Origin of the sequence: Burkholderia sp. AU45274, from assembly GCF_030482505.1 — a bacterium.
Classification (GTDB): domain Bacteria; phylum Pseudomonadota; class Gammaproteobacteria; order Burkholderiales; family Burkholderiaceae; genus Burkholderia.
The window spans coordinates 391,725-417,769 of the sequence record NZ_JAUJQE010000004.1; the positions used below are offsets into that span (position 1 = coordinate 391,725).

The 26,045-nt window shown below is 66.6% G+C and carries 23 protein-coding genes and 1 pseudogene; 19 read left to right on the top strand and 5 right to left on the bottom strand.

The window, feature by feature from the left end; all coding sequences use genetic code 11:
• Position 1: 1 nt before the first annotated feature.
• On the top strand, positions 2 to 1,393 hold the full coding sequence (gene lpdA, locus QZM35_RS17670) for a dihydrolipoyl dehydrogenase (protein WP_089424949.1): 1,392 nt from the start codon (positions 2 to 4) through the stop codon (positions 1,391 to 1,393).
• A 130-nt stretch (positions 1,394 to 1,523) separates the two neighbouring features.
• On the opposite strand, the gene QZM35_RS17675 is transcribed toward lpdA, so the two are convergent.
• Complete coding sequence (locus QZM35_RS17675; protein WP_089424950.1) at positions 1,524 to 2,885, bottom strand: helix-turn-helix domain-containing protein; 1,362 nt, start codon at positions 2,883 to 2,885, stop codon at positions 1,524 to 1,526.
• A 388-nt stretch (positions 2,886 to 3,273) separates the two neighbouring features.
• Here QZM35_RS17675 and QZM35_RS17680 point away from each other — a divergent pair, with 388 nt between their 5' ends.
• From QZM35_RS17680 to QZM35_RS17715, 8 genes and pseudogenes are all read left to right on the top strand, one after another.
• Complete coding sequence (locus QZM35_RS17680; protein ID WP_174975752.1) at positions 3,274 to 4,125, top strand: oxidoreductase; 852 nt, start codon at positions 3,274 to 3,276, stop codon at positions 4,123 to 4,125.
• Between the two features lie 158 nt (positions 4,126 to 4,283).
• Positions 4,284 to 5,017, top strand: a pseudogene (locus tag QZM35_RS17685) (SDR family oxidoreductase).
• A gap of 52 nt (positions 5,018 to 5,069) precedes the next feature.
• The gene (locus QZM35_RS17690) at positions 5,070 to 5,969 is read left to right on the top strand and encodes an SDR family oxidoreductase (RefSeq protein ID WP_069353672.1); all 900 of its coding nucleotides are present in this window, start codon (positions 5,070 to 5,072) and stop codon (positions 5,967 to 5,969) included.
• Between the two features lie 94 nt (positions 5,970 to 6,063).
• Positions 6,064 to 6,837, top strand: coding sequence for an SDR family oxidoreductase (locus QZM35_RS17695; RefSeq protein ID WP_301776523.1), 774 nt, complete (start codon positions 6,064 to 6,066; stop codon positions 6,835 to 6,837).
• A 99-nt stretch (positions 6,838 to 6,936) separates the two neighbouring features.
• Positions 6,937 to 7,254, top strand: a complete 318-nt coding sequence (locus QZM35_RS17700; RefSeq protein WP_069353673.1) for a nuclear transport factor 2 family protein — start codon at positions 6,937 to 6,939, stop codon at positions 7,252 to 7,254.
• Between the two features lie 60 nt (positions 7,255 to 7,314).
• Positions 7,315 to 8,691, top strand: a complete 1,377-nt coding sequence (locus tag QZM35_RS17705) for an aldehyde dehydrogenase family protein (RefSeq protein ID WP_089472483.1) — start codon at positions 7,315 to 7,317, stop codon at positions 8,689 to 8,691.
• An 11-nt stretch (positions 8,692 to 8,702) separates the two neighbouring features.
• Positions 8,703 to 8,972, top strand: a complete 270-nt coding sequence (locus QZM35_RS17710) for a hypothetical protein (RefSeq protein ID WP_089430850.1) — start codon at positions 8,703 to 8,705, stop codon at positions 8,970 to 8,972.
• 83 nt (positions 8,973 to 9,055) lie between these two features.
• Positions 9,056 to 9,619: a DUF924 family protein gene (locus QZM35_RS17715; RefSeq protein WP_089430851.1), complete on the top strand. Its 564-nt coding sequence runs from the start codon at positions 9,056 to 9,058 to the stop codon at positions 9,617 to 9,619.
• A gap of 46 nt (positions 9,620 to 9,665) precedes the next feature.
• On the opposite strand, the gene QZM35_RS17720 is transcribed toward QZM35_RS17715, so the two are convergent.
• Positions 9,666 to 10,613 (bottom strand): MBL fold metallo-hydrolase, encoded by a 948-nt coding sequence (locus QZM35_RS17720; protein WP_089430852.1) that lies wholly within the window; start codon positions 10,611 to 10,613, stop codon positions 9,666 to 9,668.
• Between the two features lie 67 nt (positions 10,614 to 10,680).
• Complete coding sequence (locus QZM35_RS17725; protein ID WP_301776524.1) at positions 10,681 to 12,351, bottom strand: GMC family oxidoreductase; 1,671 nt, start codon at positions 12,349 to 12,351, stop codon at positions 10,681 to 10,683.
• A gap of 211 nt (positions 12,352 to 12,562) precedes the next feature.
• On the opposite strand from QZM35_RS17725, the gene QZM35_RS17730 reads away from it, so the two are divergent.
• From QZM35_RS17730 to QZM35_RS17745, 4 genes are all read left to right on the top strand, one after another.
• Entirely contained in the window at positions 12,563 to 13,519 is a 957-nt protein-coding gene (locus QZM35_RS17730) for a LysR family transcriptional regulator (RefSeq protein ID WP_241025879.1), read from the top strand.
• A 141-nt stretch (positions 13,520 to 13,660) separates the two neighbouring features.
• Positions 13,661 to 14,455 carry a class II aldolase/adducin family protein gene (locus QZM35_RS17735; RefSeq protein ID WP_089430853.1) on the top strand — a complete coding sequence of 265 codons (795 nt, stop codon included), beginning with the start codon at positions 13,661 to 13,663 and terminating at the stop codon, positions 14,453 to 14,455.
• A gap of 29 nt (positions 14,456 to 14,484) precedes the next feature.
• Positions 14,485 to 15,936: an aldehyde dehydrogenase family protein gene (locus QZM35_RS17740; RefSeq protein WP_069353680.1), complete on the top strand. Its 1,452-nt coding sequence runs from the start codon at positions 14,485 to 14,487 to the stop codon at positions 15,934 to 15,936.
• 238 nt (positions 15,937 to 16,174) lie between these two features.
• A complete protein-coding gene (locus tag QZM35_RS17745) occupies positions 16,175 to 17,239 on the top strand; it encodes a porin (RefSeq protein WP_256976647.1) in 1,065 nt (354 codons plus the stop codon).
• An 18-nt stretch (positions 17,240 to 17,257) separates the two neighbouring features.
• On the opposite strand, the gene QZM35_RS17750 is transcribed toward QZM35_RS17745, so the two are convergent.
• Positions 17,258 to 18,208: an alpha/beta fold hydrolase gene (locus QZM35_RS17750; protein ID WP_089431378.1), complete on the bottom strand. Its 951-nt coding sequence runs from the start codon at positions 18,206 to 18,208 to the stop codon at positions 17,258 to 17,260.
• 246 nt (positions 18,209 to 18,454) lie between these two features.
• Between QZM35_RS17750 and QZM35_RS17755 the strand changes: the two genes are divergently transcribed.
• Together QZM35_RS17755 and QZM35_RS17760 are read left to right on the top strand one after the other, a co-directional pair.
• A complete protein-coding gene (locus tag QZM35_RS17755) occupies positions 18,455 to 19,480 on the top strand; it encodes an AraC family transcriptional regulator (RefSeq protein WP_301776525.1) in 1,026 nt (341 codons plus the stop codon).
• Positions 19,481 to 19,608: 128 nt separating this feature from the next.
• A complete protein-coding gene (locus QZM35_RS17760; RefSeq protein ID WP_301776526.1) occupies positions 19,609 to 20,238 on the top strand; it encodes an NAD(P)H-binding protein in 630 nt (209 codons plus the stop codon).
• Positions 20,239 to 20,260: 22 nt separating this feature from the next.
• Here QZM35_RS17760 and QZM35_RS17765 read toward each other — a convergent pair whose 3' ends face one another.
• Complete coding sequence (locus tag QZM35_RS17765) at positions 20,261 to 21,178, bottom strand: LysR family transcriptional regulator (RefSeq protein ID WP_301776527.1); 918 nt, start codon at positions 21,176 to 21,178, stop codon at positions 20,261 to 20,263.
• Between the two features lie 127 nt (positions 21,179 to 21,305).
• Between QZM35_RS17765 and speB the strand changes: the two genes are divergently transcribed.
• From speB to QZM35_RS17785, 4 genes are all read left to right on the top strand, one after another.
• Entirely contained in the window at positions 21,306 to 22,262 is a 957-nt protein-coding gene (gene speB, locus QZM35_RS17770; protein ID WP_301776528.1) for an agmatinase, read from the top strand.
• A 94-nt stretch (positions 22,263 to 22,356) separates the two neighbouring features.
• On the top strand, positions 22,357 to 23,034 hold the full coding sequence (locus QZM35_RS17775; protein WP_301776529.1) for an SOS response-associated peptidase family protein: 678 nt from the start codon (positions 22,357 to 22,359) through the stop codon (positions 23,032 to 23,034).
• Positions 23,035 to 23,337: 303 nt separating this feature from the next.
• Positions 23,338 to 24,768, top strand: coding sequence for a cytosine permease (locus QZM35_RS17780; protein WP_089424963.1), 1,431 nt, complete (start codon positions 23,338 to 23,340; stop codon positions 24,766 to 24,768).
• A gap of 160 nt (positions 24,769 to 24,928) precedes the next feature.
• Complete coding sequence (locus QZM35_RS17785; RefSeq protein WP_301776530.1) at positions 24,929 to 25,999, top strand: porin; 1,071 nt, start codon at positions 24,929 to 24,931, stop codon at positions 25,997 to 25,999.
• The last annotated feature ends 46 nt before the right edge of the window (positions 26,000 to 26,045 follow it).

Here is a 26,045-nt window from a genome sequence, read left to right on the forward strand (position 1 = left end):
AATGAAGAACGAACACACCACGCTGCTCGTGATCGGCGGTGGCCCGGGCGGCTACGTCGCCGCGATTCGCGCCGGCCAGCTCGGCATTCCGACCGTGCTCGTCGAGCGCGACCGGCTCGGCGGCACGTGCCTGAACATCGGCTGCATTCCGTCGAAGGCGCTGATCCACGTGGCCGATGCATTCGAACAGGCCCGCGGCCACGCGGGCGAGGGGGCGCTCGGGATCCGCGTGCGCACGCCCGAGATCGACATCGCGAAAAGCGTCGCCTGGAAGGACGGTATCGTCGACCGGCTGACGCGCGGGGTCGGCGCGCTGCTCAAGAAGAACGGCGTGCGCGTGCTGCACGGCGATGCGCAGGTGGTCGACGGCAAGACCGTCGACGTCGTCGGCGGCGGCCATACGACGCGCATCAGCTGCGAGCACCTGTTGCTCGCGACCGGCTCCGAGCCGGTCGCGCTGCCGTCGATGCCGTTCGGCGGGCATGTCGTGTCGTCCACCGAGGCGCTGTCGCCCGAGACGTTGCCGAAGCGGCTGGTCGTCGTCGGGGCCGGGTATATCGGGCTCGAACTCGGGATCGTCTATCGCAAGCTCGGCGTCGACGTGAGCGTGGTCGAAGCGGCGGAGCGCGTGCTGCCCGCGTACGATGCCGAACTCGCGCGGCCGGTTGCCGATTCGCTCGCGCGGCTGGGCGTGCGGCTGTTGCTCGGCCACAAGGTGCTCGGGCTCGCGGAGCACGGCGCGGTGCGTGTGCAGGCCGCCGATGGCGCGGAGCAGACGTTGCAGGCCGACCGCGTGCTGGTGGCGGTGGGCCGCCGGCCGCGTGTCGACGGCTTCGGGCTCGAGTCGCTGCCGCTCGATCGCAACGGCCGCGCGCTGTGGATCGACGACGAGTGCCGGACGTCGATGCGCAACGTCTGGGCGATCGGCGACGTCGCCGGCGAGCCGATGCTCGCGCATCGCGCGATGGCGCAGGGCGAGATGGTGGCCGAGCTGATCGCCGGCAAGCGCCGCAAGTTCGTGCCCGCATCGATCCCGGCCGTGTGCTTCACCGATCCGGAGATCGTCACGGCCGGCTGGTCGCCGGACGACGCGCGGGCGGCCGATGTCGACTGCGTGAGCGCGTCGTTCCCGTTCGCGGCGAACGGGCGCGCGATGACGCTGCAGGCGACCGACGGCTTCGTGCGTGTCGTCGCGCGGCGCGACAACCACCTGATCGTCGGTTGGCAGGCGGTCGGGCGCGGCGTGTCGGAGCTGGCTGCCGCGTTCTCGCAGTCGCTGGAGATGGGCGCGCGGCTGGAGGATATCGGCGGCACGATCCATGCGCACCCGACGCTCGGCGAAGCGCTGCAGGAGGCCGCGCTGCGTGCGCTTGGGCACGCGGTGCATGTGTGACGGGCGAGCCTCCTGAAAAAGCGCCGCGGATGCGCAACGCGCGTATCCGCGGCGATATTTACGACAGGTAGACGGCAGACACGTTCATTCGATATCCGGCACGCTGCGATGCCGGTGCTCCGGGTTTCGCCTAGTCCTCCGGATCGTATTGACCGTCGTCCGTCCTGCTGCGGCCGGCGGATGCCGCCCGCATCCTCAATTCCCGCGGCGTTACGCCGAAGTGCCGCCGAATCGCGGTCGACAGGTAGCTTTGCGTGCCGAATCCGCAGTCCAGTGCGATCGACAGGATGCTGTCCGACGTATGTTCGAGCAGCAGGCGTGCGCGTTCCAGCCGCCGCTCGATGATGTATTGCGCCGGCGTGCGGGAAAACTGCATCCTGAATGCGTCGATCGTCGCGCGCTCGCTCATGCCAACCAGTCGGCAGAGGTCGGCCGTGTCGATACGGCTTTCCAGCGACGCATCGATGAACCGGTTGATCGTCTGTGCGCACAGCGGCGCGCTGGCGGCGTCGGCTGTCAACGGCTGATCGGCGGCGTGCGGGTTTCGCCGGTAGGTGGCGCCGGGCGGTTCGCCGAAGCGACGGTAGTACTCCCGAATGAAGCGCGCCGTGATCGAGAATCCATGCGCATGCAACGTCGCATCGAAATCCGGCCCGTCGCCTCGCGCGAGCGCGCGGTTCACGTGGCGAAAGCGCGCTTCGTTGCGCAGCTCGGTCGATGACCGGCCTGTCAGGCGGCGGATGCCGTGCTCCAGCGCCTCGGTCGCGCAGCCGAGCACGTGCGCGATCGCGCCGAGCGTTTTCCACCGCAGCGGCGCGTCCTCGAGCATGTGGATTGCCATGCGAGTCTGGTGTTCGGGCGTGCAATGGTCGCGGTCGAACAGCGCGCCGTGGTTGTTCGCGTGGCCGGCCACCATGATCTTCAGCATGTGTTCGAGCAACGCGTCGACGGCGACGCCGGGAATGGGCGACATCCTGATCATCCGGCGCAGGCAACCGGCCGCGGCATTCCATTGCATCCGCAGCTCGGGCGAGACCGGTGTCAGCCCGAACTCGACCGGCTCGAGCCCCGGCCGGCCAATCCATTGTGCGAGAAAGCGGTTGACCCGGTCCGCATCGATGATGACCGACAGATGGCCGAATCCGTCGCCCCCCGTCGTGCAGAACGAGTGGCCAGTCGACGAAATCGGCATGACGTCACCCGTCGTGCAGGCCGCATCGTCACCGTTGCTTTCGTAACGAGCGTGGCCACGACGGCAGGACAGGAACAGGTAGTTCGGACGCGCATCGTTCGAGCGGAAGTGAAAAGGCATCAGGTAGTCGACGTCGTAGACGCCGATGCCGTTCCATTCATGTCCCGTCATGCTGACATTCCGACGAACCGCGTGCTGCGCCGTGAACTGGTTGTCGGCATAGATCGTGCCGATGAAATCGGACACTTCGTCGGGGTCGTCGCTGTGAAACCGGTGCGTCCTGCGAAGCGGGTCGCTCATGCTGGTTTCCACTCCGAACGGATGCCGGCGCGACTCGATGCCGGCGGCGGTGTGACGGGACGCACGCAACCGGCGTGCGTGCCCACTATTGCACCTTGCCGGCGCACCGTGCGTCAAGAATTGTCAAACGGGCGGCTGCACGCGGAAGGCCCGTGTTGTCTGATGAAACACCGCGCGGCAACGTCGATGTGTCCGCTCGGCCGGCTTCCGGATTTTCATTTTTCCGGTACGCATTCTTGAAAGAACCGGCACGGTCGGAACGCTAATATGGTTGAACCGATTGTTAGTCAATCGTGGATAGTGCATCTCGACGCGCCCCGTTCATTCGCGCCATCGGCTCGACTACACTCGATCCATCCCAATATTTTCAGTGATCCGGAGTTTTCGAATGAACACAGCATCGATGGCAGACAAGGTCGTATTGATCACTGGCGTCTCGTCCGGTCTCGGTCGCGAACTGGCGCAACGGCTGCTCGCAGAAGGCGCGCGGGTCGCGGGCACCGTACGCGGAGCGGAGCAGGTCGCCGAATTCGAACGGCTTGCGCCCGGGCGTGCGCTCGGTGTCCTGATGGACATCACGCAGCCCGACACGGTAGCGGCGGGCGTGCAGCGTGTGATCGAGCAGTTCGGCCGGATCGACGTGCTCGCCAACAATGCTGGCGTCGGCACGGTCGGCGCGGTCGAGGAGACGACCGAAGCCGATGCGCAGCAGATCTTCGACGTGAATTTTTTCGGCGGGTTGCGCCTGATCCATGCGGTCTTGCCCACCATGCGCCGCCAGCGCTCGGGGCACATCGTGCAGTTCTCGTCGATCGCCGGGTTCGCGGGCTACCCGGGGCTGGGCGTGTACGCCGCGGCCAAGGCCGCGACCGGCGTGCTCGGCGAGGCGTTGGCCGGCGAGCTCGCACCGCTCGGCATTCATGTGACGGTGCTGACGATCGGCATTTTCGAAACCCAGTTCGCCGGACGTTCGCTGGCGTATACGTCGAACCGGATCGACGACTACGCGGACACGCCGGCCGGCCAGTTCCGCGGATTCATCGGCCAACTGCAAGGCAAGCAGCCCAATGTGCCGGAAAAGGGCGCACAAGCGATCGTCGATATCCTCAAGGCGGAGAAGCCGCCGGTCCATCTCGCGCTTGGTGCCGATGCGGTGGGAACGATGCTCGGCCGAGCCGAATCGATCGAGCGTGATATCCGTGCATGGGAAACCGTGTCGCGATCGACTCAGCGCGACTGAGCGGGTATCCGGTTCGTTCGGGTAAGGTCCGGATCAATAGTATCGGTGTGCTAAGTAACGGGAAGGAATCGTCGTGAATCGGCCCTCGTCGCGATCGATATCGCGCGGGCCAGGCATGCGTCCGGATGCGCTGGACGCGAAACCGTGGAGAAGCAGACATGAACAATCGAACAAGCGTGGCGATCGTGACCGGCGCATCGCGAGGTATCGGCGCGGCAATCGCGCGGCGCCTGGTGGACGACGGGCTGGCCGTCGTCATCAATTACGCAGGCAAGGCGAGCGAGGCCGAGGAACTGGCGAGCGATCTCGCGGGCGAGGGCGGGCGGTCGCGGTCCAGGCGGACGTCAGCGATCCGGCTGCCGTGGCGCGGCTGTTCGATGTGGCCGAAGCGAAGTTCGGCGGCGTCGACGTGCTGGTGAACAACGCCGGAATCATGAAGCTGGCGCCACTGGTCGATAGCGACGACGCGCTGTTCGACACGCAGATCGCCATCAACCTGAAGGGGACGTTCAACACGCTGCGCGCGGCGGCGCGCCGGCTGCGCAACGGCGGGCGCATCGTCAACCTGTCGAGCAGCGTGGTCGGACTGAGGCCCGAGACGTACGGCGTCTATACGGCCACCAAGGCAGCGGTCGAAGCGATGACGGGCATCCTGTCCAAGGAGCTGCGCGGTCGCTCGATCACCGTCAACGCCGTCGCGCCGGGGCCGACCGCGACCGACCTGTTCCTGAACGGCAAGTCGGCGGAGCTGATCGAGCGCCTGTCGAAGATGAATCCGCTGGAGCGTCTCGGTACACCGGCCGATATCGCGAACGCGGTCGCGTTCCTCGTTGGTCCGGACGGCGGCTGGATCAACGGGCAGGTGCTGCGCAGCAACGGCGGGATGGTTTGAGTCCGCACGGTTCGTATCGAAGGATCGCAGTCGTCAATCAAGGAGCATCGTCATGGGCAAAACCATTCTCATTACCGGTGCGTCGAGCGGCTTCGGCCGCCTGACGGCCGAAGCGCTGGCGGCGGCCGGCCACACCGTGTTCGCGTCGATGCGCGATACGGCCGGACGCAATGCGCCGGTCGTCGCGCAGATGGCCGCGCAGTCGAAAGCGCAGGGCATCGATCTGCGCACCGTCGAGATCGACGTGCAGTCGCAGGATTCCGTCGACGCCGGCGTCGCCAGCGTGATCGCCGAGGCCGGCCGCATCGACGTGCTGGTGCACAACGCGGGGCACATGGTGTTCGGTCCCGCCGAAGCGTTTACGCCGGAGCAGTATGCGCACCTGTACGACGTGAACGTGCTGAGCACGCAGCGCGTGAACCGCGCGGTGTTGCCGCATATGCGGAAAAGCGCCCGAGGCCTGCTGCTCTGGGTCTCCAGCAGCAGCTCGGCGGGCGGCACGCCGCCGTACCTGGCGCCGTATTTCGCGGCGAAGGCCGCAATGGATGCGATCGCGGTGCAGTATGCGCGCGAGCTGTCGCGCTGGGGCATCGAGACGTCGATCGTCGTGCCGGGCGCATTTACCGGCGGCACCAACCATTTCGCGCATGCGGGCGCGCCGGCCGACGCGTCGCGTGCGGCCGAATACGATGCGGGGCCGTATGCGGGCTTCGGCGAGCAGGTGCTGAAGGCGTTTGCGGACATCGTGCCGGCCGACGCCGATGCAAGCGAGGTGGCACGTGCGATCGTCGACATCGTGGGCATGCCGTTCGGCAAGCGTCCGTTCCGCGTGCACATCGATCCGACGCAGGACGGCGCGGCTGTCGGCTTCGCGGTGCTCGACCGCGTGCGTGCGGAGATGCTGCATCGCGTCGGCCTGTCCGACCTGCTGCAGCCGAAAGCGAATGCGTGACGCGCCGGGCGGCCGGCCGCAGCCGGCGCGTGGCCACTGATCCGGAACGTCATCCCGGACGTGGATCGAACAGGAAATGAATCAGGAGAGCGAAATGGCAAATCATGAAATCAAGGGCAAGACCGTACTGATCGCCGGCGGCGCGAAGAACCTGGGTGGCCTGATCGCACGCGATCTGGCCGCGCATGGCGCGAAGGCCGTCGCGATTCACTACAACAGCGCAGGCTCGAAGGCGGACGCGGAGACGACGGTCGCGGCGATCAAGGCGGCCGGCGCCGAGGCGGTCGCATTCCAGGCGGACCTGACGAGCGCGGCGGCCGTCGAGAAGCTGTTCGCCGATGCGGTTGCGGCGGTCGGCCGCCCGGACATCGCGATCAACACGGTCGGCAAGGTGCTGAAAAAGCCGTTCACCGAAATCAGCGAAGCGGAATACGACCAGATGAGCGCGGTGAACGCGAAGTCGGCGTTCTTTTTCCTGCGCGAAGCGGGGCGGCACGTGAACGACAACGGCAAGATCGTCTCGCTGGTTACGGCGCTGCTCGGCGCATTCACGCCTTATTACGCCGCGTATGCGGGTACGAAGGCGCCCGTCGAGCACTACACGCGCGCGGCGGCGAAGGAGTTCGGTGAGCGCGGCATTTCGGTGACGGCAGTGGGGCCCGGCCCGATGGACACGCCGTTCTTCTATCCGGAGGAGGGGACGGACGCGGTCGCGTATCACAAGACGGCCGCCGCGCTGTCGAAGTATTCGAAGACGGGGCTGACCGACATCGAGGACGTCGTGCCGTTCATTCGTCACCTGGTCAGCGACGGCTGGTGGATCACCGGCCAGACGATCCTGATCAACGGCGGCTATACGACCAAGTAACACACCTCGGCTGCCCGTGTTTTGCCCGGCACGCGTTGCCTGCCCGTCACGCGTCGGGGCAGGACGACGGGCGGCCGTCTTTCATCGAGGATCGGCATCGTGAACACCGACATACTCCACCATCCGGTCGTGCGGCGCGCGATCGACGCGCTCCAGCAAGGCGATGGCGCGGCATGGGCCGCGCTGTTCGCGCCCGATGCGACGCTGTACGACGACGGCCGGCCACGAGACCTGCACGCATTCAACCGGGACGCGATCGGGACCGAGCGCTTCACGACGATCGATCGCGTCGACAACGACGGGCTCGAGATCCACGGCCGGTTTCATTCGGATCGCTGGGGCACGTTCCGTACGTACTTCAAGTTCCGGGTCGACGCCGATGGCCGGATTACCCGGCTCGACATCGGGCAGGCCTGAGCCGTCCGCATGCCGCCCGTTGCCGCTCCGGCCGGCGGCTTCCCCAAGGAGAACGCGACCATGTCGAACCCCTACCAGTCCGTGCTCGACGCGCAACGTGCGCGTTTCGACTCGGACGTCACGAAAACCCTTGCATGGCGCATCGCGCAGCTCGACCGGATGGAGCGGATGCTGCACGATCACCAGGACGCGCTGTGCGCGGCGCTGTACGAGGATTTCGGCAAGCCGCCGTTCGAGCAACTGTTCGAAATCTCCGTGCCGACCGGTGTCATCCGCTACTACCGCGAGCATCTGCACGAACTGATGGCGCCGCAGACAGTGGCGATTCCGCCGGCGCTGGAGGCGGCCGGCAACGCCGGCATGATCTACAAGGAGCCGTACGGCGTGACGCTCGTGATCGGCCCGTTCAACGCGCCGATTCTGTTGCTGCTGGATCCGGCGATCGCGGCATTGGCAGCCGGCAATACGGTGGTGCTGAAGCCGGCGAACACCACGCCCGCGACGGCCGCGCTGCTGAGCCGGCTCGTGCCGCAGTACTTCTCACCGGAGGACGTCGCCGTCGTCACGGGCGGTCGCCAGGAAATCGGCGCATTGCTGGAGTTGCCGTTCGACTTCATCTTCTTCACCGGCAGCTCGGCGGTCGGCAAGGTCGTGATGCGCGCCGCCGCCGAGCATTTGACACCGGTCTTGCTGGAACTCGGCGGGCAGAACCCATGCATCGTCGACGAAACCGCGAATCTCGACATCGCGGCCGACCGTGTCGCGTGGGGGCACAACGCGATCTCGGGACAATGGTGCATCGCGCCCGGCTATGTGTACGTGCATGAATCGGTGGCCGAGGCCTTCATCGCGAAGCTCAAGGCGTCGATCACCGCGATGTACGGCGACGATCCGCAACAAAGCCCCGATTTCGCGCGAATGATCAGCGAACACGATGCCGAACGCGTCGCGTCTTACATCGTCGCCGACAAGGTCGTGCACGGCGGCCGCCACGACATCGCGGCACGCTATGTCGAGCCGACCGTGCTGTACCCGTCGACCTGGGACGATCCGGCGATGCAACAGGAAGTGTTCGGCCCGGTGCTGCCCGTGCTGCCGTACCGCGAACTGCGCGAGATCGTCGGCATCATGAAGCGCAAGCCGAAGCCGCTCGCGTGCTACGTGTTCAGCAAGCGGCAGGCGAGCATCGACTGCGTGCTCAACAGCCTGTCGTTCGGCGGCGGATGCGTGAACCAGACCAACCTGCATTGCTGGATCGACAGTTTGCCGTTCGGCGGCGTCGGCAACAGCGGGATGGGGAAGTACTACGGCAAGGCCGGCTTCGACGCGTTGAGCAATACCAAAGCGATGCTGATCGGCAATCCCGACGCGGTGCTCGACGTGTTCCCGCCGTATGCGGGAAAGGACATCGGCAAGATGCTCGGCGTCTTCGCGTAACCGGGGGCACGATGCATACACTTTGGACGATCGTCGCCGGCGTGCTGTTGCTGACCGTGTTCCTGTTGTTCGGGCAATTGTGGGGCACGCACGCGGCATCGCTGGCGTTTGCCGCCCAGGCGTTCGTGCCGGTCTGGCTCGTTGTCTCGCTGGCCAACCTGTGGGTTGGCGTGCATCGGGCCGGCTACGGCGTACGCGAGGAGCTGCCGATCCTCGCGATCGTATTCGGCGTGCCGGCCGTGGTTGCGGTGGCTGCCACGCTGCTGTTCCAACGCACCTGAATGGCAGGAGGACGACGGGCCGGGTGCGGGCACGGCCGTCGTCGACGTGCCGCTTCCATTCACCCGTCGTTCATCTCTTCGCCATGAAGATCGATATGCCATTGTTTGCCGCGCCGCCGGCGCAGGCCGTCATCACGTTCTGGATCGATGCCGGGCCCGCGCAATGGTTCGCAAAACATCCCGATTTCGATCGCCGCTTTCGCGAGCGCTTTCTCGATACGCACCTGGCCGCTGCAAGGCGCGAGCTGGACGGCTGGTTGTCGACGCCATACGGGACGCTCGCGCTGCTGTTGCTCACCGACCAGTTTCCGCGCAATGCGTTTCGCGGCACCGCGCGCATGTATGCGACCGACGCGCTCGCACGGCAGTTCGCGATGCACGCGTACGAGCACGATCAGATGGCGCAGGTCGAGCGGCCGCTGCGCCTGTTCTTCTGTTTGCCGTTCGCCCATTCCGAAGACCTCGACGACCAGCGGATTTCCGTCGAACTGAACGGCAGGCTCGGCCAGCCGTGGCTGTCGCATGCGATCGGGCACCGGGAGATCGTCGCGCGCTTCGGCCGCTTCCCGCATCGCAACGGGCTGCTCGGCCGCGAGACGACGCGCGACGAGGCGCGCTTTCTCGCATCCGGCGGCTTCGCCGGATGAGCCCACCGGTTCGCGCGGCATGGCCGCCGTGGCGGCCATGCGTGCGTCAGCGCAGGAACTCGATGCCGAACGTGCCGGCCGTATCGACGATATGCCCCGCGTGCGGTGCCTCGAAATGACCGGGCAGCAGCAGTGCGCCGTGCTCGACGCAATGCGCGAGCAGCTCGAAGCGGCTCTTCGCGGCGAGCGTGCGATCGTCGCAGACCTTGCTGCTCCATTGCCAGAACGGGATCTGGATCGGCGAGTGCAGCATGTCGCCGCTGAACACGCCGCGCGAGCCTTGCGACGTCAGCTCGATGCGCACGTGACCCGGAGAATGGCCCGGCGCGTGGCGGATCAGGAACGTGTCGTCGAGCTCGTAGGTGTCGTCGAACATCGTGGCCTGGCCGGCCTCGATCACGGGCAGCACGCTGTCGTTGTACATCGGGCTGAACCACGCGGGGCCGGCGGGGCCTTCGCCCCGGATCGCGCGGACCAGGTGATCGTGCTCGACCTGCGAGATCACGTAGCGCGCGTTCGGGAAGGTCGGCACCCACACACCATTGACGAGCTGCGTGTTCCAGCCGACGTGATCGGCGTGAAGGTGGCTGCACATCACGTAGTCGATCTCCTCGGGCTGGATGCCGAGTGCGCGCATCCGGTCGAGATAGCGCGTCGACAGCCGGTGCATTTCCGGCAGCCCCGGCCGCTCCTTGTGGTTGCCGATACAACTGTCGATCAGCACCGTATGCCGGCCGGTCCGCACGATCCAGCTGTGCACGGGCATCGGGATGCGGCCGCTTTCGGGATCGTAGTGTGTCGGCGCGAGCCAGTGCTCGTGTTCCGCCACGCGTGCGCGGTCGAAGTCCGGCAGCCAGCTCTGCGCGGTTTCGCCGAGCAGCGTCGTGTCGTACAGCCGGATGATTTCGACGTTGCCGAGCGCGAGGGAAAAAGCATGCGGTTCGGCATTCGTGATGTGCGCATGGCAATGCGCATGCCCGCAGGAATGGGTCATCGGTGTCTCCTGAATGAATTGGAATGAATCGAAGCGGGGCGTGGTGCGCTGCCCCGCGCGCGACTGTCTATATCCGTGCCGTGGCGCGTGCCTGCGCCTGCGGCACCGGCACGGCATTCCCGGTCATGAAATCCGCCGCGCGTTCGGCCATCATCATGATCAGCGCGTTGGTCGGCCCGCGGATGATGCGCGGGATCGCGGAGCCGTCGACCACCCGCAAGCCGGCCACGCCGCGCACGCGCATCTGCGTATCCACCACGGCCGCCGGATCGTCGTCGCGGCCCATGCGGCACGTGCCGACCGGGTGATGAAGGGTGATCGCGATGCGACGAATGAACGCGTCGACATCTGCATCGCTCTGGACTTGCGGGCCCGGTGCGATCTCTGCGTCGATGAACGGGCGCAGTCCGGCCTGCGCGCCGATTTCCCGCATGCGCCGGAACATCTCCCGCGCAGCGATGCGATCATTCTCGGTGGCGAGGAAGTTTTGTTCGATCCGCGCATGCTCGGCCGGATCGGCCGACTTCAGCGACACGCGTCCGCGACTTTCGGGCGTGAGGAAAATGCCCTTGATCGCGAACGAATCGGCATACGCATGCTTGAACGGCTCGAAATACGGCGCGGCGTTCATCGCGCCGGCCGCGAGGATCAGCTGCACGTCCGGCAGCGGCAGGTGAGGCTGGCTCCTGACCAGGCCAAGCGCGGCGGCGGGGATCGTGCTCGAGAAGCCGTTGCCGCCGGCAAACGTGCGCACGACGTCGAACGCGATGCGATCGGCACGCATCATCCGGTGCAGCGGGCCGGGTTCCTTGCGGCTCCAGCGCAGGTCGAACACGATGTGATCGTGAAGGTTCGTGCCCACGCCGGGCAATTCGACCGTCGACGCGATGCCGTGCGTGCGCAGGCTGTCGGCCGCGCCGATGCCGGAGAGCATCAGCAGTTGCGGCGAATTGATCACGCCGCCGCAGAGGATGACTTCGCGGCGCGCATCGGCGCGGTAGTCGGATTCGCCCCGGCGATACTCGATCGCGATGGCGCGCGGCGCGCCCCGGTCGGTATCGAGCACGATGCGCTTCGCGAGGGCGCCCGTCACCAGCGTGACGTTGCCGCGCGCGAGCGCCGGGCGCAGGTAGGCGACCGCGGCGCTGCAGCGCAGGCCGTTGCGGATCGTGGCCTGCATCGGCCCGAAGCCTTCGACGGATGCGCCGTTGTAGTCGTCGTTCTCGGGATAGCCGCAGGCACGTGTCGCGTCGAGGAAGCCACCCACCAACGGGTCGCGATAGTCGAGCCGGATCACGGTGAGCGGGCCGCGGCCGCCGCGCAGCGCCGATTCGCCGCGCTCCCACGATTCGGAGCGCTTGAAGTACGGCAGCACCGCGTCGTAGGACCAGTCGGTCAGGCCGAATTCGTCGGCCCAGCCTTCGTAGTCTTCCCGCGCGCCGCGTGCGTAGGCCATGCCGTTGATCGACGACGAGCCGCCCACTACCTTGCCGCGCGCGCATTCGATCCGGCGGCCGTCCATGCCGGCTTCCGGCTCGGTGAAATAGCCCCAGTCGAACAGCCGGTTCTTCAGGATCTGGCCCCACGTCAGCGGCACCTTGATGTACGGCGAGCGATCCTGCTCGCCGGCCTCGATCACGAGGATGCGGACGTTCGGGTCCTCGCCGAGCCGGTAGGCGAGTGCGCAACCGGCCGAGCCGGCGCCGACGATCACGTAGTCGTACGTATCGGTTTTCATCGACGCACCTCGCGGTGCCGGGCGGCAGGGCAGGCCGGCGCGACCCGCGAACGCGGGGCGCGGCGACCGGCCGGAACAGCCGTCGAACGAACCATGATGTCTCCAGGTGGGCCTGAACGCAGGCCTCTCGGTTGTGGGTTCATTCGATTGTGCGTAACCTGAAACATATCTTCCAATACGTATTACGGTGCCATCCGATACCCGGATGGCTATGGGCGAGGGGACTGTGCGCGGATTCGATTCGTATCTCACTTTTCAGAAGCTCGAGGTGTTCTGCACGGTGGTCGAGCTCGGCAGCGTCACGCGCGCGGCCGACCGCCTGTGCATCGCGCAGCCGGTCGTGACTGCGCACGTGCGCAGCATGGAGAAGCGGCTCGGCTACGCGCTCGTGAAGCGCGCCGGCCGCAACATCGCACTCACGGAAGCCGGCGAGCGCATCTATCGCTGGGCGACCGAGGTGATCACGCGCACTCGCGAGGTCGAGCGCGAACTCGCCGGTCTCGAACAGGGCGAAATGGGCACCGCGGTGGTGGCGACGTCGATGTCGATCGGCTCGTACGCGTTGCCGCCGCTGTTCGCCGAGTTCCACCGGCGGCAGCCCGACGGGCTCGTGACCGTGCAGATCCTGACGCCGCAGGCGGCCGTCGATGCGACCCGTGTCGGCGGTTGCGATTTCGCGGTCATCCTGATCGCGGCCAATCAGGATCTCGAAGGGTTGGCGACCATTCCCGTGTGGGAGGACGAACTGCTGCTCGTGTGCGGCGCGTCGAGCCCGTGGGCCGCGCAGCCGGCCGGCGATCTCGACCTGCGCCGCGTGCCGTTCGTGAGCACGCCGCGCAACCAGCCGCGCCGCGAGCTCGAAGAGGCGCTGCTGCGCGAGCGCGGCCTCGAACAGCGCAAGGTCGTGATGGAACTCGGGCATCCGGAGGCGATGAAACACGTGGTGCGCGAGAACCTCGGCGTGAGCTTCATGTTCGCGTCGGCGGTGCGTGCGGAGGTCGAGCGCGGCGAGCTGGTCGTGCTCGATCGCCCGGAGCTGTCGATGAAGGTGCCGATCTATCTCGTGCATCGCGACGACAAGCGCTTCTCGGCGTTCCAGGCCGAACTCGTGCAGTTCATCGTCGATTCCGCGTCGCCGGGCGCGGCAGCGGGCGTCCCGAATTCATAGTCATCGGGCTATCTGTTTGGCGATCAATAGCTAATAGACCTATGGTCGGCGCGGTCCTAAGCTGGCCGGGTGCTTGACGGTCCGCCTCGCGACGCGAAGCGGGCGTGCGCACTGCCAGTCAACCCGAAAACAGGCCGACCCATGTGTACTCTTCATCTTCAATCCGGCGGCGCAGCCGCGTATGCGGACGATGCCGGGCGTCCCGCCGATGCGCCGGATCCCGCGCTCGTCGAGGATCTCGTCTGCGCGAACCGCATCCTGTTCGACCAGGGCATCGTCGATGCCTTCGGTCACGTCAGCGTCCGTCACGACAAGGATCCGCAGCGCTTCCTGCTGGCGCGCAACATGGCGCCGGGCACCGTCGGCATCGACGACATCGTCGAATTCACGCTGGACGGCGTGCCGGTCAATGCCGGCGGGCGCGCCGTCTATCTGGAGCGTTTCATCCACGGCGAGATCTATAAAGCGCGTCCGGACGTGCAGGCGATCGTCCACAGCCATTCGCCGACCGTGCTGCCGTTCAGCGTGACGCAACGCACGCCGCTGCGGCCGGTGTGCCACATGAGCGGATTTCTCGGCGCGGGTACGCCGGTGTTCGAGATTCGCGATACCGCCGGCGATGCGACGGACCTGCTCGTGCGCGACAACGCGCTCGGCGCGGCGCTGGCGCAGCGGCTCGGCAGTGCGGCGTTCGTACTGATGCGCGGTCACGGTTCGACCGTGGTCGCGCCGACGCTCAAGCAGGCCGTGTATCGCGCGGTCTACGCGGAAGTGAACGCGCGGATGCAGATCGAGGCGCTGCAACTGGGTGACGTGGTTTATCTGAGCGAGCAGGAAGCCGCAACCGCGTGCGCGAACATCGAAACGCAGGTCGAGCGCCCGTGGGCGCTGTGGAAGCGGCGCGTGCAGCACGAGCAACACACGGGCGCGCGTTGACCGGCGATCGAATCATCGAGGAGACGAGTATGGACGAGCAGTGGATAACCGGCCGTTTGCTGATCGACGGCGAACTGGTGGAAAGCGAGACCGGCGAGTGGGCGGCGTCGATCAACCCGGCTACCGAGGAAGTGATCGGCCGCGCGCCAGCCGGCTCGCGCAAGGACGTCGCGCGGGCCGTGGATGCGGCCCAGCGCGCGTGGCCCGCGTGGGCCGAACGCACCGGCGAGGAGCGCGGCGAACTGTTGCGCGGGTTTGGCGAGCGCTTGCTCGAACGCGCGGAGGCGTTGTCACGCATCGAGGTGCTCGATTCAGGCAACACCTACGTGCCGACGCTTGCGAGCATGCACGAGACGGTGCGCAGCCTGCGCTATTACGCGGGGCTCGTGCACGGGCTGCACGGCGAGACGATCCCGGCCACCGGCCGCCATCTGCACATGACCGTGTACGAGCCGTATGGCGTCGTCGGCCGGATTGCCGCGTTCAATCATCCGGCGATGTTCTCCGCGGCGCGTACCGCATCCGCGCTCGTGACCGGCAACACGGTGGTGGTGAAGCCGCCCGAAACGTCGCCGTTGTCCGTGCTCGTGCTCGGTGAGGTCGCGCGCGAGACATTGCCGGCCGGCGTGTTCAACATCGTCAACGGAACGGGCGCGGAAGTCGGCGATGCGTTGGTGCGCCATCCGGACGTGAAGCGTCTTGCGCTGATCGGGTCCGTGCCGACCGGGCAGGCGATCCAGCGCAGCGCGGCGGAGGTGGGCGTCAAGCACGTGACGCTCGAGCTGGGCGGCAAGAATCCGATGATCGTGTTTCCGGACGCGGATCCGGACGCGGCCGCCGAGAGCGCGGTGCGCGGGATGAATTTCTCATGGCAAGGCCAGTCGTGCGGATCCAATTCGCGGCTGCTGGTGCACGACGACATTTACGACGACGTGCTCGCGCGTGTCGTCGAGCGCGTGGCCGCGATCCGCGTCGGCGATCCGATGTTGCCCGACACGGGCATGGGCCCGATCAATTCGCGCAAGAGCTACGAACACGTGATGAGCTTTCTCGACCCGGCGCAGACGCATGGCGCGCGGCTGATGACGGGCGGCCGCCGCCCGCCCGGGCACGCTTTCGAAAAAGGCTTCTGGGTCGAGCCGACCGTCTATGCCGATGTCACGCCCGAGATGCGGCTGTGGCGCGAGGAAGTCTTCGGCCCGATTCTGTCGGTCGCACGATGGCGTGATGTCGACGAAGTGGTCGCGATGGCCAACGACACGGAATACGGGCTCTCGGCCGCGATCTGGACCAACGACATCCGGCAGGCGCTCAACACCGCGCGTCGCATCCGTGCGGGCAGCGTGTTCGTCAACGGCAGCAACACGCACTTCCTCGGCGTGCCATGGGGCGGCTTCAAGAACAGCGGCGTCGACCGGGAAGAGGGGATCGAGGAAATGTATAGCTATGTCGAGAAGAAGGTCATCAACGTGATGCTGTAACACGCGCGACTCGCCGCCGGTCGTTCCCGTCATCGACGGGTTCGGCCGGCGACGGCGCGCGCGATCCATCAGTCGACGCCGGGTAACCCGGCCCACGGCGGCGCATCGAGCGGGGAACACATATCCCGCACGCGCCAATTAGATAGTTTTACTAATAAAAATGACAGTCCGACGTGCGGTTCGCTCGTATGCGAACGGTGCGTCGGACACTGACGGTTTGGAGACAGCATCCGTGAGAATGAAGACAATGGCCGTCGCGCTGGCGATGGTGTCGTGCCACGTGCACGCGCAGAGTTCGGTCACGCTGTTCGGTCTGGTCGACAACGGCATTTCGTACGTGAGCAATTCGGGCGGCAAGGCGCTGGTTCAGGCGATGTCCGGCATCCAGGCGCCCAACCTGATCGGGATCCGCACGGTCGAGGATCTCGGCGGCGGGTTCCAGGCGCTCGTCTTCATGGCGTCGCAGCCCGATATCAACAGCGGCACGGTGCGCGGCGGCGCACTGTCCGGACGCGAGTCCTATGTCGGCATCGTCACGCCGTACGGCACCGTGACGCTTGGCAGGCAGTTCGACTACATGTTCGACAACCTGTCGCTGCATCGCTGGGGGCACGAGATTTCGTATGTCAGCCTGTACCAGCTGCCGGGCGGCCCGTTCTCGAAACTGGGCGCGGCGCTCGGCACCTTCGACTACACGCGTACGACGGGCGGGGGCGCAACACCGAACGCGATCAAGTTCACGTCCGCGTATTACGGCGGGTTCCGGTTCGGCGCGTTGTATGGCTTCAGCAACATCGCCGGGCAGACCGGCAGCAACAGCCTGTCGAGCTTCGGCGTGTCCTACGACAACGGGCCGTTGCGGCTGGATGCGGCGTACACGTATTCGAAAGAAGAGGGAATCGACAACGGGCACCTCGGCATCCGCAATGCCGGCGCGGGCGGACGCTATACATTCGGCGACTTCGCGCTCGACGCGCTGTACGTGAATACGCGCAACACGCTGACGGGCGCGCACGTCGACACCTACGAGATCGGCGGGCTGTACCGGTTCGCGCCGGATTTCTTCGCGTATGCGAACTACCTGTACGCGAAGGGCAACCGGCAACTGACCGGCAATCATTCGAACCAGGCCGGCATCACGCTCGATTACCTGTTGTCGAAGAAGACCGACGTCTACATGAGTGCCGTGTATCAACAGGCGAGCGGCGGCGAGGACGTGATCGCATCGGTGTGCGGTACGTTCACCGCATCGTCGGGCGCGCGGCAGGGCGTGTTGCGGGTCGGCGTTCGAACGGTGTTCTAGGCGATCCGCGCCCGGCATTCACTTTGCCGTCACCTCCCGATAGAACGCATCGATCGCCTCGACCATCTGCGACAGCCCCGGCTGTTCGAGCGGATAGTGGCCCGCATTGTCCAGCATGACGACCTTCACCGGCACTTTCCGCACGCGCTGCAGGAACGGTTCGCTCAGGTGCAACGGCGTCCAGCGGTCCGCGGCCGGTTGCGTGAGCAGGATCGGGCACACGGCGAAATCCTCCGGCTCGACCGCCGGCCGGTACGACATGTAGGAATCGAGAAACGCGATCGTCATCGCGTTGCCGGCGGAGGTGCGATCAGACAGCCATACTTTCAGCGCATCCCGATCGTTGACGAGCGCGGACATCTTGCTGGCGAGCGTCATCGGCACCCGCATCGATTTCAGCGGCGTCATCGCGGTGAGATGCATCAACGGGCCGCCGACGCGGCTCATTAACACGTTGCGCGCGGTTTCGTCGCGCACCTGCTGAAGGCGCTGGTCGAGGAAGGTCATCCCGACGATGCCCTTGACCTTGCCGTTCAGCGCAGCCACGTGATACGTGAGCATGCCGCCGGCGCTGAGTCCGTAGAGCACGATCGGCCGGCCGTCCTTCGCGCGCTCCGCGTCGATCAGGTCGCTGCCCGCGCGCACCCAGTCGTCATAGCGGACCCGTTTGCCCGTGGCGACTTCGGTCATCCCGTACTCGGGCATGTCGACCGCGATCGCTTCGTAGCCGCGGCGCGCGAGCTGCTCGCCGAGGATCATCGACATCTGCCGGCCGTTGGTGCCCACGCCATGGAACAGGATCACCTTCACCCGCGCCTGGCGGTTGCGGTACGTGTCGAGATGCATGCGATGGCCGTGCCAGGACCACCATTCCTCCGTCGGTTGCCGGCCGTCCTTCCACTGGAAGTCGGTCGGAAGGAATGTCTGCATGTCGCGCCAGACGGGCTGGTCGGCGTAGGTCTTGGGCATGGTGGCGGACTCCGGTGGATGGGGCGAAACGGCGGCGTGGGCCAGTGCCGGTACGAGCGGTGCGCTCGACAGGCCGGCGGCCAGCAGCAGCGCGCGGGCAGCACGAAAGAGCGACGGACGCTTCATGGTGATCGACGCCGTGCGGGTTGCGATGGCGTTCATCATCGGCGCGCGGGCTCGCGCGATCCATGCTGGGGCGGGCCAACCGCTTTAGAATCTAGGCCAACCCACGTCGCGAGGCGTCTGATGAATGTCTGGAACTTTGCCCGCAGCCCGGCTTCCGTCCTGCTGATGATCGATTTCGGCCGCGACCGCAAGATCGCGCCGCAGGCGTTGCTCAAGGGGTCGCAGCTCACGCTGAAGCAGCTTGCCGACCCGGACTTCACGGTGCTGGCCGCGCAGGAGCTGGCCGTTGCGTCGAACCTGCTCGACCTGACCGCCGGGGAGGCCGGCGTCGGCCTCGAGGTCGGCCTGTCGTACCAGCTTTCGGCATACGGGCTGCTCGGCTACGGGCTGCTGAGCAGCGCGACCGGCATGGACGCGGTCGCGCTCGCGGGCCGCTACCTGGCGCTGACCTATACCTTCGTCGGGATGACGTTCCGCCGGGCCGGGCCGCGCGACGTGATTCAGTTCGACGCGTCGCCGGAGCTCGCCGCGAACGTGCAGCGCTTCTTCGTCGAACGCGCGATGGGCGCGACGTGCCGCGTGCTGCGCGACGTGATCGGCAGCGCGTTCGAACTCGCGACGTTCGATCTTGCGTATGGTGCCGGCCCCGGCGCTGGCGCGCAGCAGCCGGTGCTCGGCGCGACGATCCGGCACGGCCAGCCCGCCAGCACGCTCACGTTCGAGCATGCGCATCTCGAGCGACCGTTGCCGCAGGCGAATGCCGCGACCGCGGCGATGTGCGAGCGCATGTGTGCCGAGCTGATCACGCGCAGGCGGACGCGCGTCGACCTCGTATCGTTCCTGAACGAGTACCTGGCCACGCGCCCGTTCGACCGGCCGCCGCAGCTGAAGGACATCGCGACGTTGCTCAACACCAGCGAGCGCACGTTGAAGCGCCGGCTCCAGGAAGAGGGCGCATGCTTCCGGGACATTTCGAGCGCGGTGCGCAAGACCCGCGCGCAGGCGTTGATCGCGGAAGGGCGCCGGTCGATCAAGGAAATCGCGCAGGAACTGGGATTCAGCGACATGTCGTCGTTCTCGCAGGCGTACAAGCGCTGGACGGGTGTCGCGCCGAGCGTGTCGCGACAGGAGGCGGCGGGTTTGTAGCGTACGCCCTGTAACTTTTGGAGATGTTGGAGGGTTGTCGGCGCCGAGTCGGCCGACGATCATGGGGGAAGCCGTAAGCCGGGCCGTTCCCGGCTCGCCAACGCAGGCTCTACTCGGAAGGATCGGACATGAAATTGCTGCTCGTCGGCGCGACCGGACTCGTCGGGCGTCACGTCCTCGAAGTCGCGCTCGCCGATGCGCGGGTCGATCAGGTGATCGTCGTCGCGCGCCGCCCGTTGTCGCCGCACCCGAAGATGCGCGCGCTCGAGGTCGATTTCGATCATCTGCCCGACACGGCCGACTGGTGGCACGCCGATGCCGTGATCTGCGCGCTCGGCACCACGATGCGGGCTGCGGGCTCCCAGGCGGCATTCCGGCGCGTCGACCACGACTATCCGCTCGCGATCGCGCGGCTCGCACACCGCCACGGCACACCGGCTTACGTGCTGAATTCCGCCCTCGGCGCGGATCCGGCGTCGCGCATCTTCTACAACCGCGTGAAGGGCGAGGTCGAGCAGGCGCTCGCCGGCGTCGGGTTCGCGTCGCTCACTTACGTGCGGCCCGGCCTGATCGGCGGCAGCCGCGACGAATTCAGGCTCGGCGAGCGGCTGCTGGTGTCGGCGTTGAACGTGGCCCGGCCTGTTTTGCCGGCGAAGTGGCGCGTGAATCCCGCGTCGCGGATTGCCCGTGCGATGCTCGACGCGGCAATCGACGCGCGGCCGGGCGTGCAGGTCATCGCGTCGGACCAACTCGTCTGACGCAAAACGGACGGCGCGCCGGTCACTGATCCGCGAAGCCGTCGAGCCCGCCGAACTGTTCGGCAAGCGCCGTCGTGAACGCCTCCAGCGCTTCGCTGCCGTCGCAGTTCCTTGGCGTCGCGAGCTGGAATGCGACCGTATGGCTCAGCTTGCTCGCGAGCAGCCGGCGCATCTTGCCCGCGGCGACCCACGGCGCCGCGACATGGTCGGGCAGGAAGCCGACATGCGCGCCGGACAGGATGAAGATCACGTCGGCGTCGACGTTTTCGGAGAACGCGGTCGGTTGCGCGTTGCGCGGCGCCGCACCCGACGTAGTCGTCTTGTAGAGCCGCGCGACGTTGCTCGCGTTCGCAATGTCGTTGACCGACACGTTCTTTTTCGCGAACAGCGGATGCCGCGCGCCGCAGTGCAGCGACTGGTGTTCGACGAACAGCGGTGCGTAGCGCAGGCCGGCCTGGTGGCCGGAAAAGTAGCCGATCGCGAGCTGCAGTTCGCCCTTCAGCAGCCGGCGTTCCAGTTCGTCGGGCGGCACCGCGATCATCTCGATCAGCACATCCGGCGCCCGTTCGCGGAAGCGGCCGACGCTCGCCGCGATCGATTCGACGATGTCCGGTGCGAGCCGCTCGGACAGCCCGATGCGCAGTTCGCCGAGCAACGTGCCCGACACGTGCTGCGTATCGCGCGTGAACACGTCCATCGCGTACAGGAGCCGCCGCGTCGACTGCAGCACGCGTTCGCCCTTCGGCGTCAGCCGGAAGCCGCTCTTGCCGCGATCGCACAGCCGGAACCCGAGGCGCGTCTCGAGCTTGGCCATCTGCGTGCTGATCGTCGAAGGCGCCATGCCGAGCGTGCCCTGCGCGGCGCTGAAGCCGCCGCTTTCGACGATCGTCAGAAAGAGCCGCAGCAACTGCAAATCCATGTCTCTCAATCGGGTCAGCATGGCGATACATCGCGTTTCGTGAAGTCGGCTTATGTTAGTTCATATTTTTCGTCGGATGCCGTGACGGCAGAATCGGGCACGAGGTCGCGAGCCGCGCGGCCGTTTCCCACCAGACAGGAATCCGACGATGAGCCAGAACGATTTCGCCTTCACGCGCGACAGCCTCTACGGCACGCAGGCCGAACCGACCTTCGCGGGCGCGACGAGCTTCATGCGCCGGCGTTTCAGCCGCGATCTCGGCGGCGTCGACCTCGCGATCACCGGCGTGCCGTTCGACTCCGCCGCGTCGCATCGGCCCGGCACGCGCTTCGGCCCGCGCGGGTTGCGGATTGCGTCGACAGGCATCGCGTGGGAGCGCCCGTGGCCGTGGTCGTTCGATCCGTTCGACATGCTGGCCGCGGTCGACTACGGCGATTGCGCATTCGACCTCGGGCAGCCCGAATCGGTGCCGGGCGCGATCGAGCGGCATGCGGATGCGATCCTCGCGCGCGGCTGCGCGATGCTGACGCTCGGCGGCGATCACTTCATCACGTATCCGCTGCTGAAGGCGCATGCGAAGGTGCACGGGCCGCTGTCGCTCGTGCATTTCGACGCGCATACCGACACGTGGCCCGACCGCGACGTGAAGCGCATCGATCACGGCACGATGTTCTATCACGCGGCGCGGGAAGGGTGGGTCGTGCCCGAACGGTCGGCGCAGATCGGGATCCGGACGACCAACGACGAGCCGATGGGCTTCGACATCCAGGATGCGCGCCGGGTGCATGCGTCGACGCCCGCCGCGGTCGCCGCGCGCATTCGCGAGCGGGTCGGCGACCATCCCGTGTACCTGACGTTCGACATCGACTGCCTCGATCCGGCGTTCGCGCCGGGCACGGGGACGCCGGTCTCGGGCGGGTTGTCGAGCCATCAGGCGCTCGAGATCCTGCGGCATCTGGACGGCATCAACCTGGTCGGCATGGATGTGGTCGAAGTGTCGCCGCCGTACGATCATGCGGAAATCACGTCGCTGGCCGGCGCGACGATCGCGCTGGAGCTGATCTGCCTGTACGCATCGCGCCGGCGGCGAGCCATGGAAAAATAGATTCGTAAAACTGTTTCGTCATACCAAACAATAGCGCGACCGCGGCCCTGCACTGACCTACGATGGAAACATTGCATCCATCGTCCGCCGAGCCGTGTGCACTCACTACCGCGCCCCCGACGAAGACCCGGGCATCAGCGAACTGAAGATCGGCATCGGCGATCTGTATCGCCACGACCCGTGGGCCCCAGACGTGTATCCCGACTACGCGGCGCCGATCGCGCGTGCCGCCGGCGACGGCCTCGCAGTCGTCGCGGCCGTGTTCGGCTTCTGGCCGAAATTCATGCAGCCGGAGCGGCTCGACGAGAACGGCCGTAAAAAGAAGAAGCTCGACACGGTGAACGCGCGCGCGGAAACGGTCGGCTCGTCGCGGCTCTACGGCAACGCGTGGCGCAACGGCCAGCGCTGCCTGATTCCGGTGCGCTGGATCTTCGAACCCTGCTACGAAACCGGCCGCAACGTGTGGCAGCGGATCGGCGTCGACGGCTGGCAGCCGTACTGCGTCGCCGGCATCTGGCGGCGCTACGAAGGTGACGACGGCCGCGAGCGCGTGGGCATGGCGATGCTCACGGTCAACGCGGATACGCACCCGCTGTTCGCGCGGATGCATCGGCCCGGCGAAGAGAAGCGGGGCGTCGTGATGCTGCGTCGCGACGACTACGACGAATGGCTGCACGTGCGCGACATCGAGGCCGCCCGGCGCCTGCTGAATCTCCTTCCCGCCGCCGACATGACGGCCGAGCCCGATCAGGCATCGCCCGCACGCGCCTGAGCTTTCATTATTCCGACATTCATCTTTCGACTGGACAGGCCGAACGTGGCCCGATGATTCGGACATTTTCGAAAATCGGCGGATTCCGGGTAATCACCGATACCTCGCAAGTTGTATATACAAGATCATCCGCTGGCAATGTCGGCACACATCGTGCCGCTTGCGCGCCAGTGCGCAGACCATGCGTGCGTGGCGCATGCCGGCGATCCACGGCGCCCCGCACCCGCCGAGCCGAAAGGGCGGCTCGCAGCTTCCCGTCTCGTTCCAACCATTTGTGATCCTGAGTATTTTGGAGATTTCCCCGTGTCAACGAATCCCAGTGGAAAAGCCGGCGGCCTGATCGAAGTCCGTTCGATCGACTTCATTCCCGACGCCGAGCGCCACGGCGGCTTGCTGAGCCAGTTCACGCTGTGGCTGTCGGCGAACATGCAGATCACGGCCATCGTCACGGGCGCACTCGCGGTCGTGCTCGGCGGCGACGTGTTCTGGTCGCTGGTCGCGCTGCTGCTCGGCCAGTTCATCGGCGGCGCGGTGATGGCGCTGCATGGCGCGCAGGGGCCGCAGCTCGGGCTGCCGCAGATGATCTCGAGCCGCGTGCAGTTCGGCGTCTATGGCGCGATGATCCCGATCGTGCTCGTGTGCCTGATGTACATCGGCTTTTCCGCGAGCGGCTCGGTGCTGGCCGGGCAGGCCGTCGCGCAGCTGCTGCACATCGACGACGCGGCCGGCATCCTGCTGTTCGCGGCCGTGATCGTCGTGCTGACCGTGTTCGGCTATCGCGCGATCCACGCCGTCGGCCGGATCGCCAGCGTGGTCGGCATCGCCGCGTTCGTCTACATGTTCACGCAGCTGTTCGCGAACCACGACATCGGCGCGCTGCTCGCGAACAAGCATTTCTCGCTCGCGAGCTTCCTGCTGTCGATGTCGCTGTCCGCGTCGTGGCAGATCGCGTTCGGCCCGTACGTCGCCGACTATTCGCGCTACCTGCCGCGCTCGACGTCGTCGGTCGCGACGTTCGTGGCGGTCGGCCTCGGCTCGGTGATCGGCGCGCAGGCGGCGATGGTGTTCGGCGTGTTTGCGGCCGCGCTGGCCGGCGGCCAGTTCGCGCACCATGAGGTCGCGTATATCGTCGGTCTCGGCTCGACGGGCGCCGTGGCCGCGCTGCTGTACTTCAGCATCGCGTTCGGCAAGGTGACGGTGACGGCGCTCAACGCGTACGGCAGCTTCATGTCGATGGCGACGATCGTCAGCGGCTTTCGCGGCAAGCACGCCGTGTCGTCGCGCAGCCGCCTCGTCTACATCTTCGGGATGATCTGCGTATCCACGCTCATCGCGCTCGCGGGCCGCCATTCGTTCCTGAAGGAATTCACCGCGTTCATCCTGTTCCTGCTCGCGTTCTTCACGCCGTGGAGCGCGATCAACCTGGTCGATTACTACTGCTTCACGCGCTCGCGCTACGACGTGCCGGCGCTGTCCGATCCGGACGGCCGCTACGGCCGCTGGAACGTGATGGCGATCACGATCTACGTGGTCGGCATCCTCGTGCAGTTGCCGTTCATGTCGACGCACATCTACACGGGGCCGCTCGTCGACGCGCTCGGCGGCACCGACATCTCGTGGATCCTCGGCCTGGTCGTGCCGGCCGTGCTGTACTACATCGGCGCACGCGCATCGCGCCGCAGCATTCCCGAGCGCCTGATCCTGCCGCTCGAACGCGGCGAAGTTCACCACTGACGACACGTCACGCGCCTCGGGCCGGCCGGTTGCCGGCCTGACTGTCGCGCGAGCCGGGCGCCGCCTGCGCCCGGTTCTTCCCCACGTTTTCTTTTCCGCGATGCCGGTGCGGCGCGACTGCCGCGCCCGGTGTCGTTTCATTCTCTGACCATTGAATAGTATGACTAAACAAACGATAGCGCGCGGAAGCGATTCCCGGGCGCGGATGGTGCACGCCGGTCTTCGCATGACGGTCGCGGTGGCATGCGTCGCCGGACCGGGCGCCGCGTTCGCGCAGGACGGCGTCACGCTGTACGGCGTGATCGACGAATTCGCGCAGTACGTGAATACGGGCAACGGCTACACGGCGGCGATCAATTCGGGCGGCCAGTGGGGCAGCCGGTTCGGGCTGAAGGGCGGCGAGGATATCGGCGGTGGGCAGAAGATCGAGTTCGCGCTGGAGAACGGCTTCAATCCGAACAACGGTTCGCTCGCGAGTGCGGGCAGCCTGTTCAACCGGCAGGCATGGGTCGGCATCGCGGGGCAGTGGGGCAAGGTGCGCGCGGGCCGCCAGAATTCGCCGCTGTTCAACGACCAGGGCGGACAGGATGCGTTCGGCGGCGTCACGCAGGCGTCCGGCATGGACAACCTGACCGTGTTCGCGTTCCGCACCAGCAATACGCTGTCGTACCAGAGCCCGGAGATCGCCGGCTTCCAGGGTGGGCTGTATTTCGGGTTCGGCGATGCGGGCGGCGTGCGCTCGGCAGGCTCGAGCCAGCAGTTCGACCTGACCTACGAACACGGGCCGTTCGGCGCGTTCGTCGCGGGCCAGTGGCTGAAGAACGCGACGGCGACCACCACCGATCGCACGATCATGGCCGGCGCGTCGTACGAGATCGGCAAGGCCACCGTGTACGGCGGCTTCTCCGCGGTGAAGTGGGCCGATCTCGGCATCGATTCGCGCGTGTACGGGCTGTCGGTCAAATACCAGTTCAATCCGGCGAACTACGTGGCGCTCGGCTACGCGTATCTGCACGACCAGTCGTCGCAGGGCAACCATGCGGACCAGGTCGGGCTGATGTACGAGTACGACCTGTCGAAGCGCACGAGCTTCTACGGTGCGCTGTCGTACCTGCGCAACCGCAAGCAGGCCGGCTATACGCTTGCCGGCGCGGCGAACCCCGGCCTGCCGCTCGCGTATCCGGGGGCGAATGCACGGGGTGTGCAGCTGGGTATCGTGCATCGGTTCTGACGAGGCCGACGCGCATGGCCGTGCGCGCCCCGTGCATTTCGCGGGC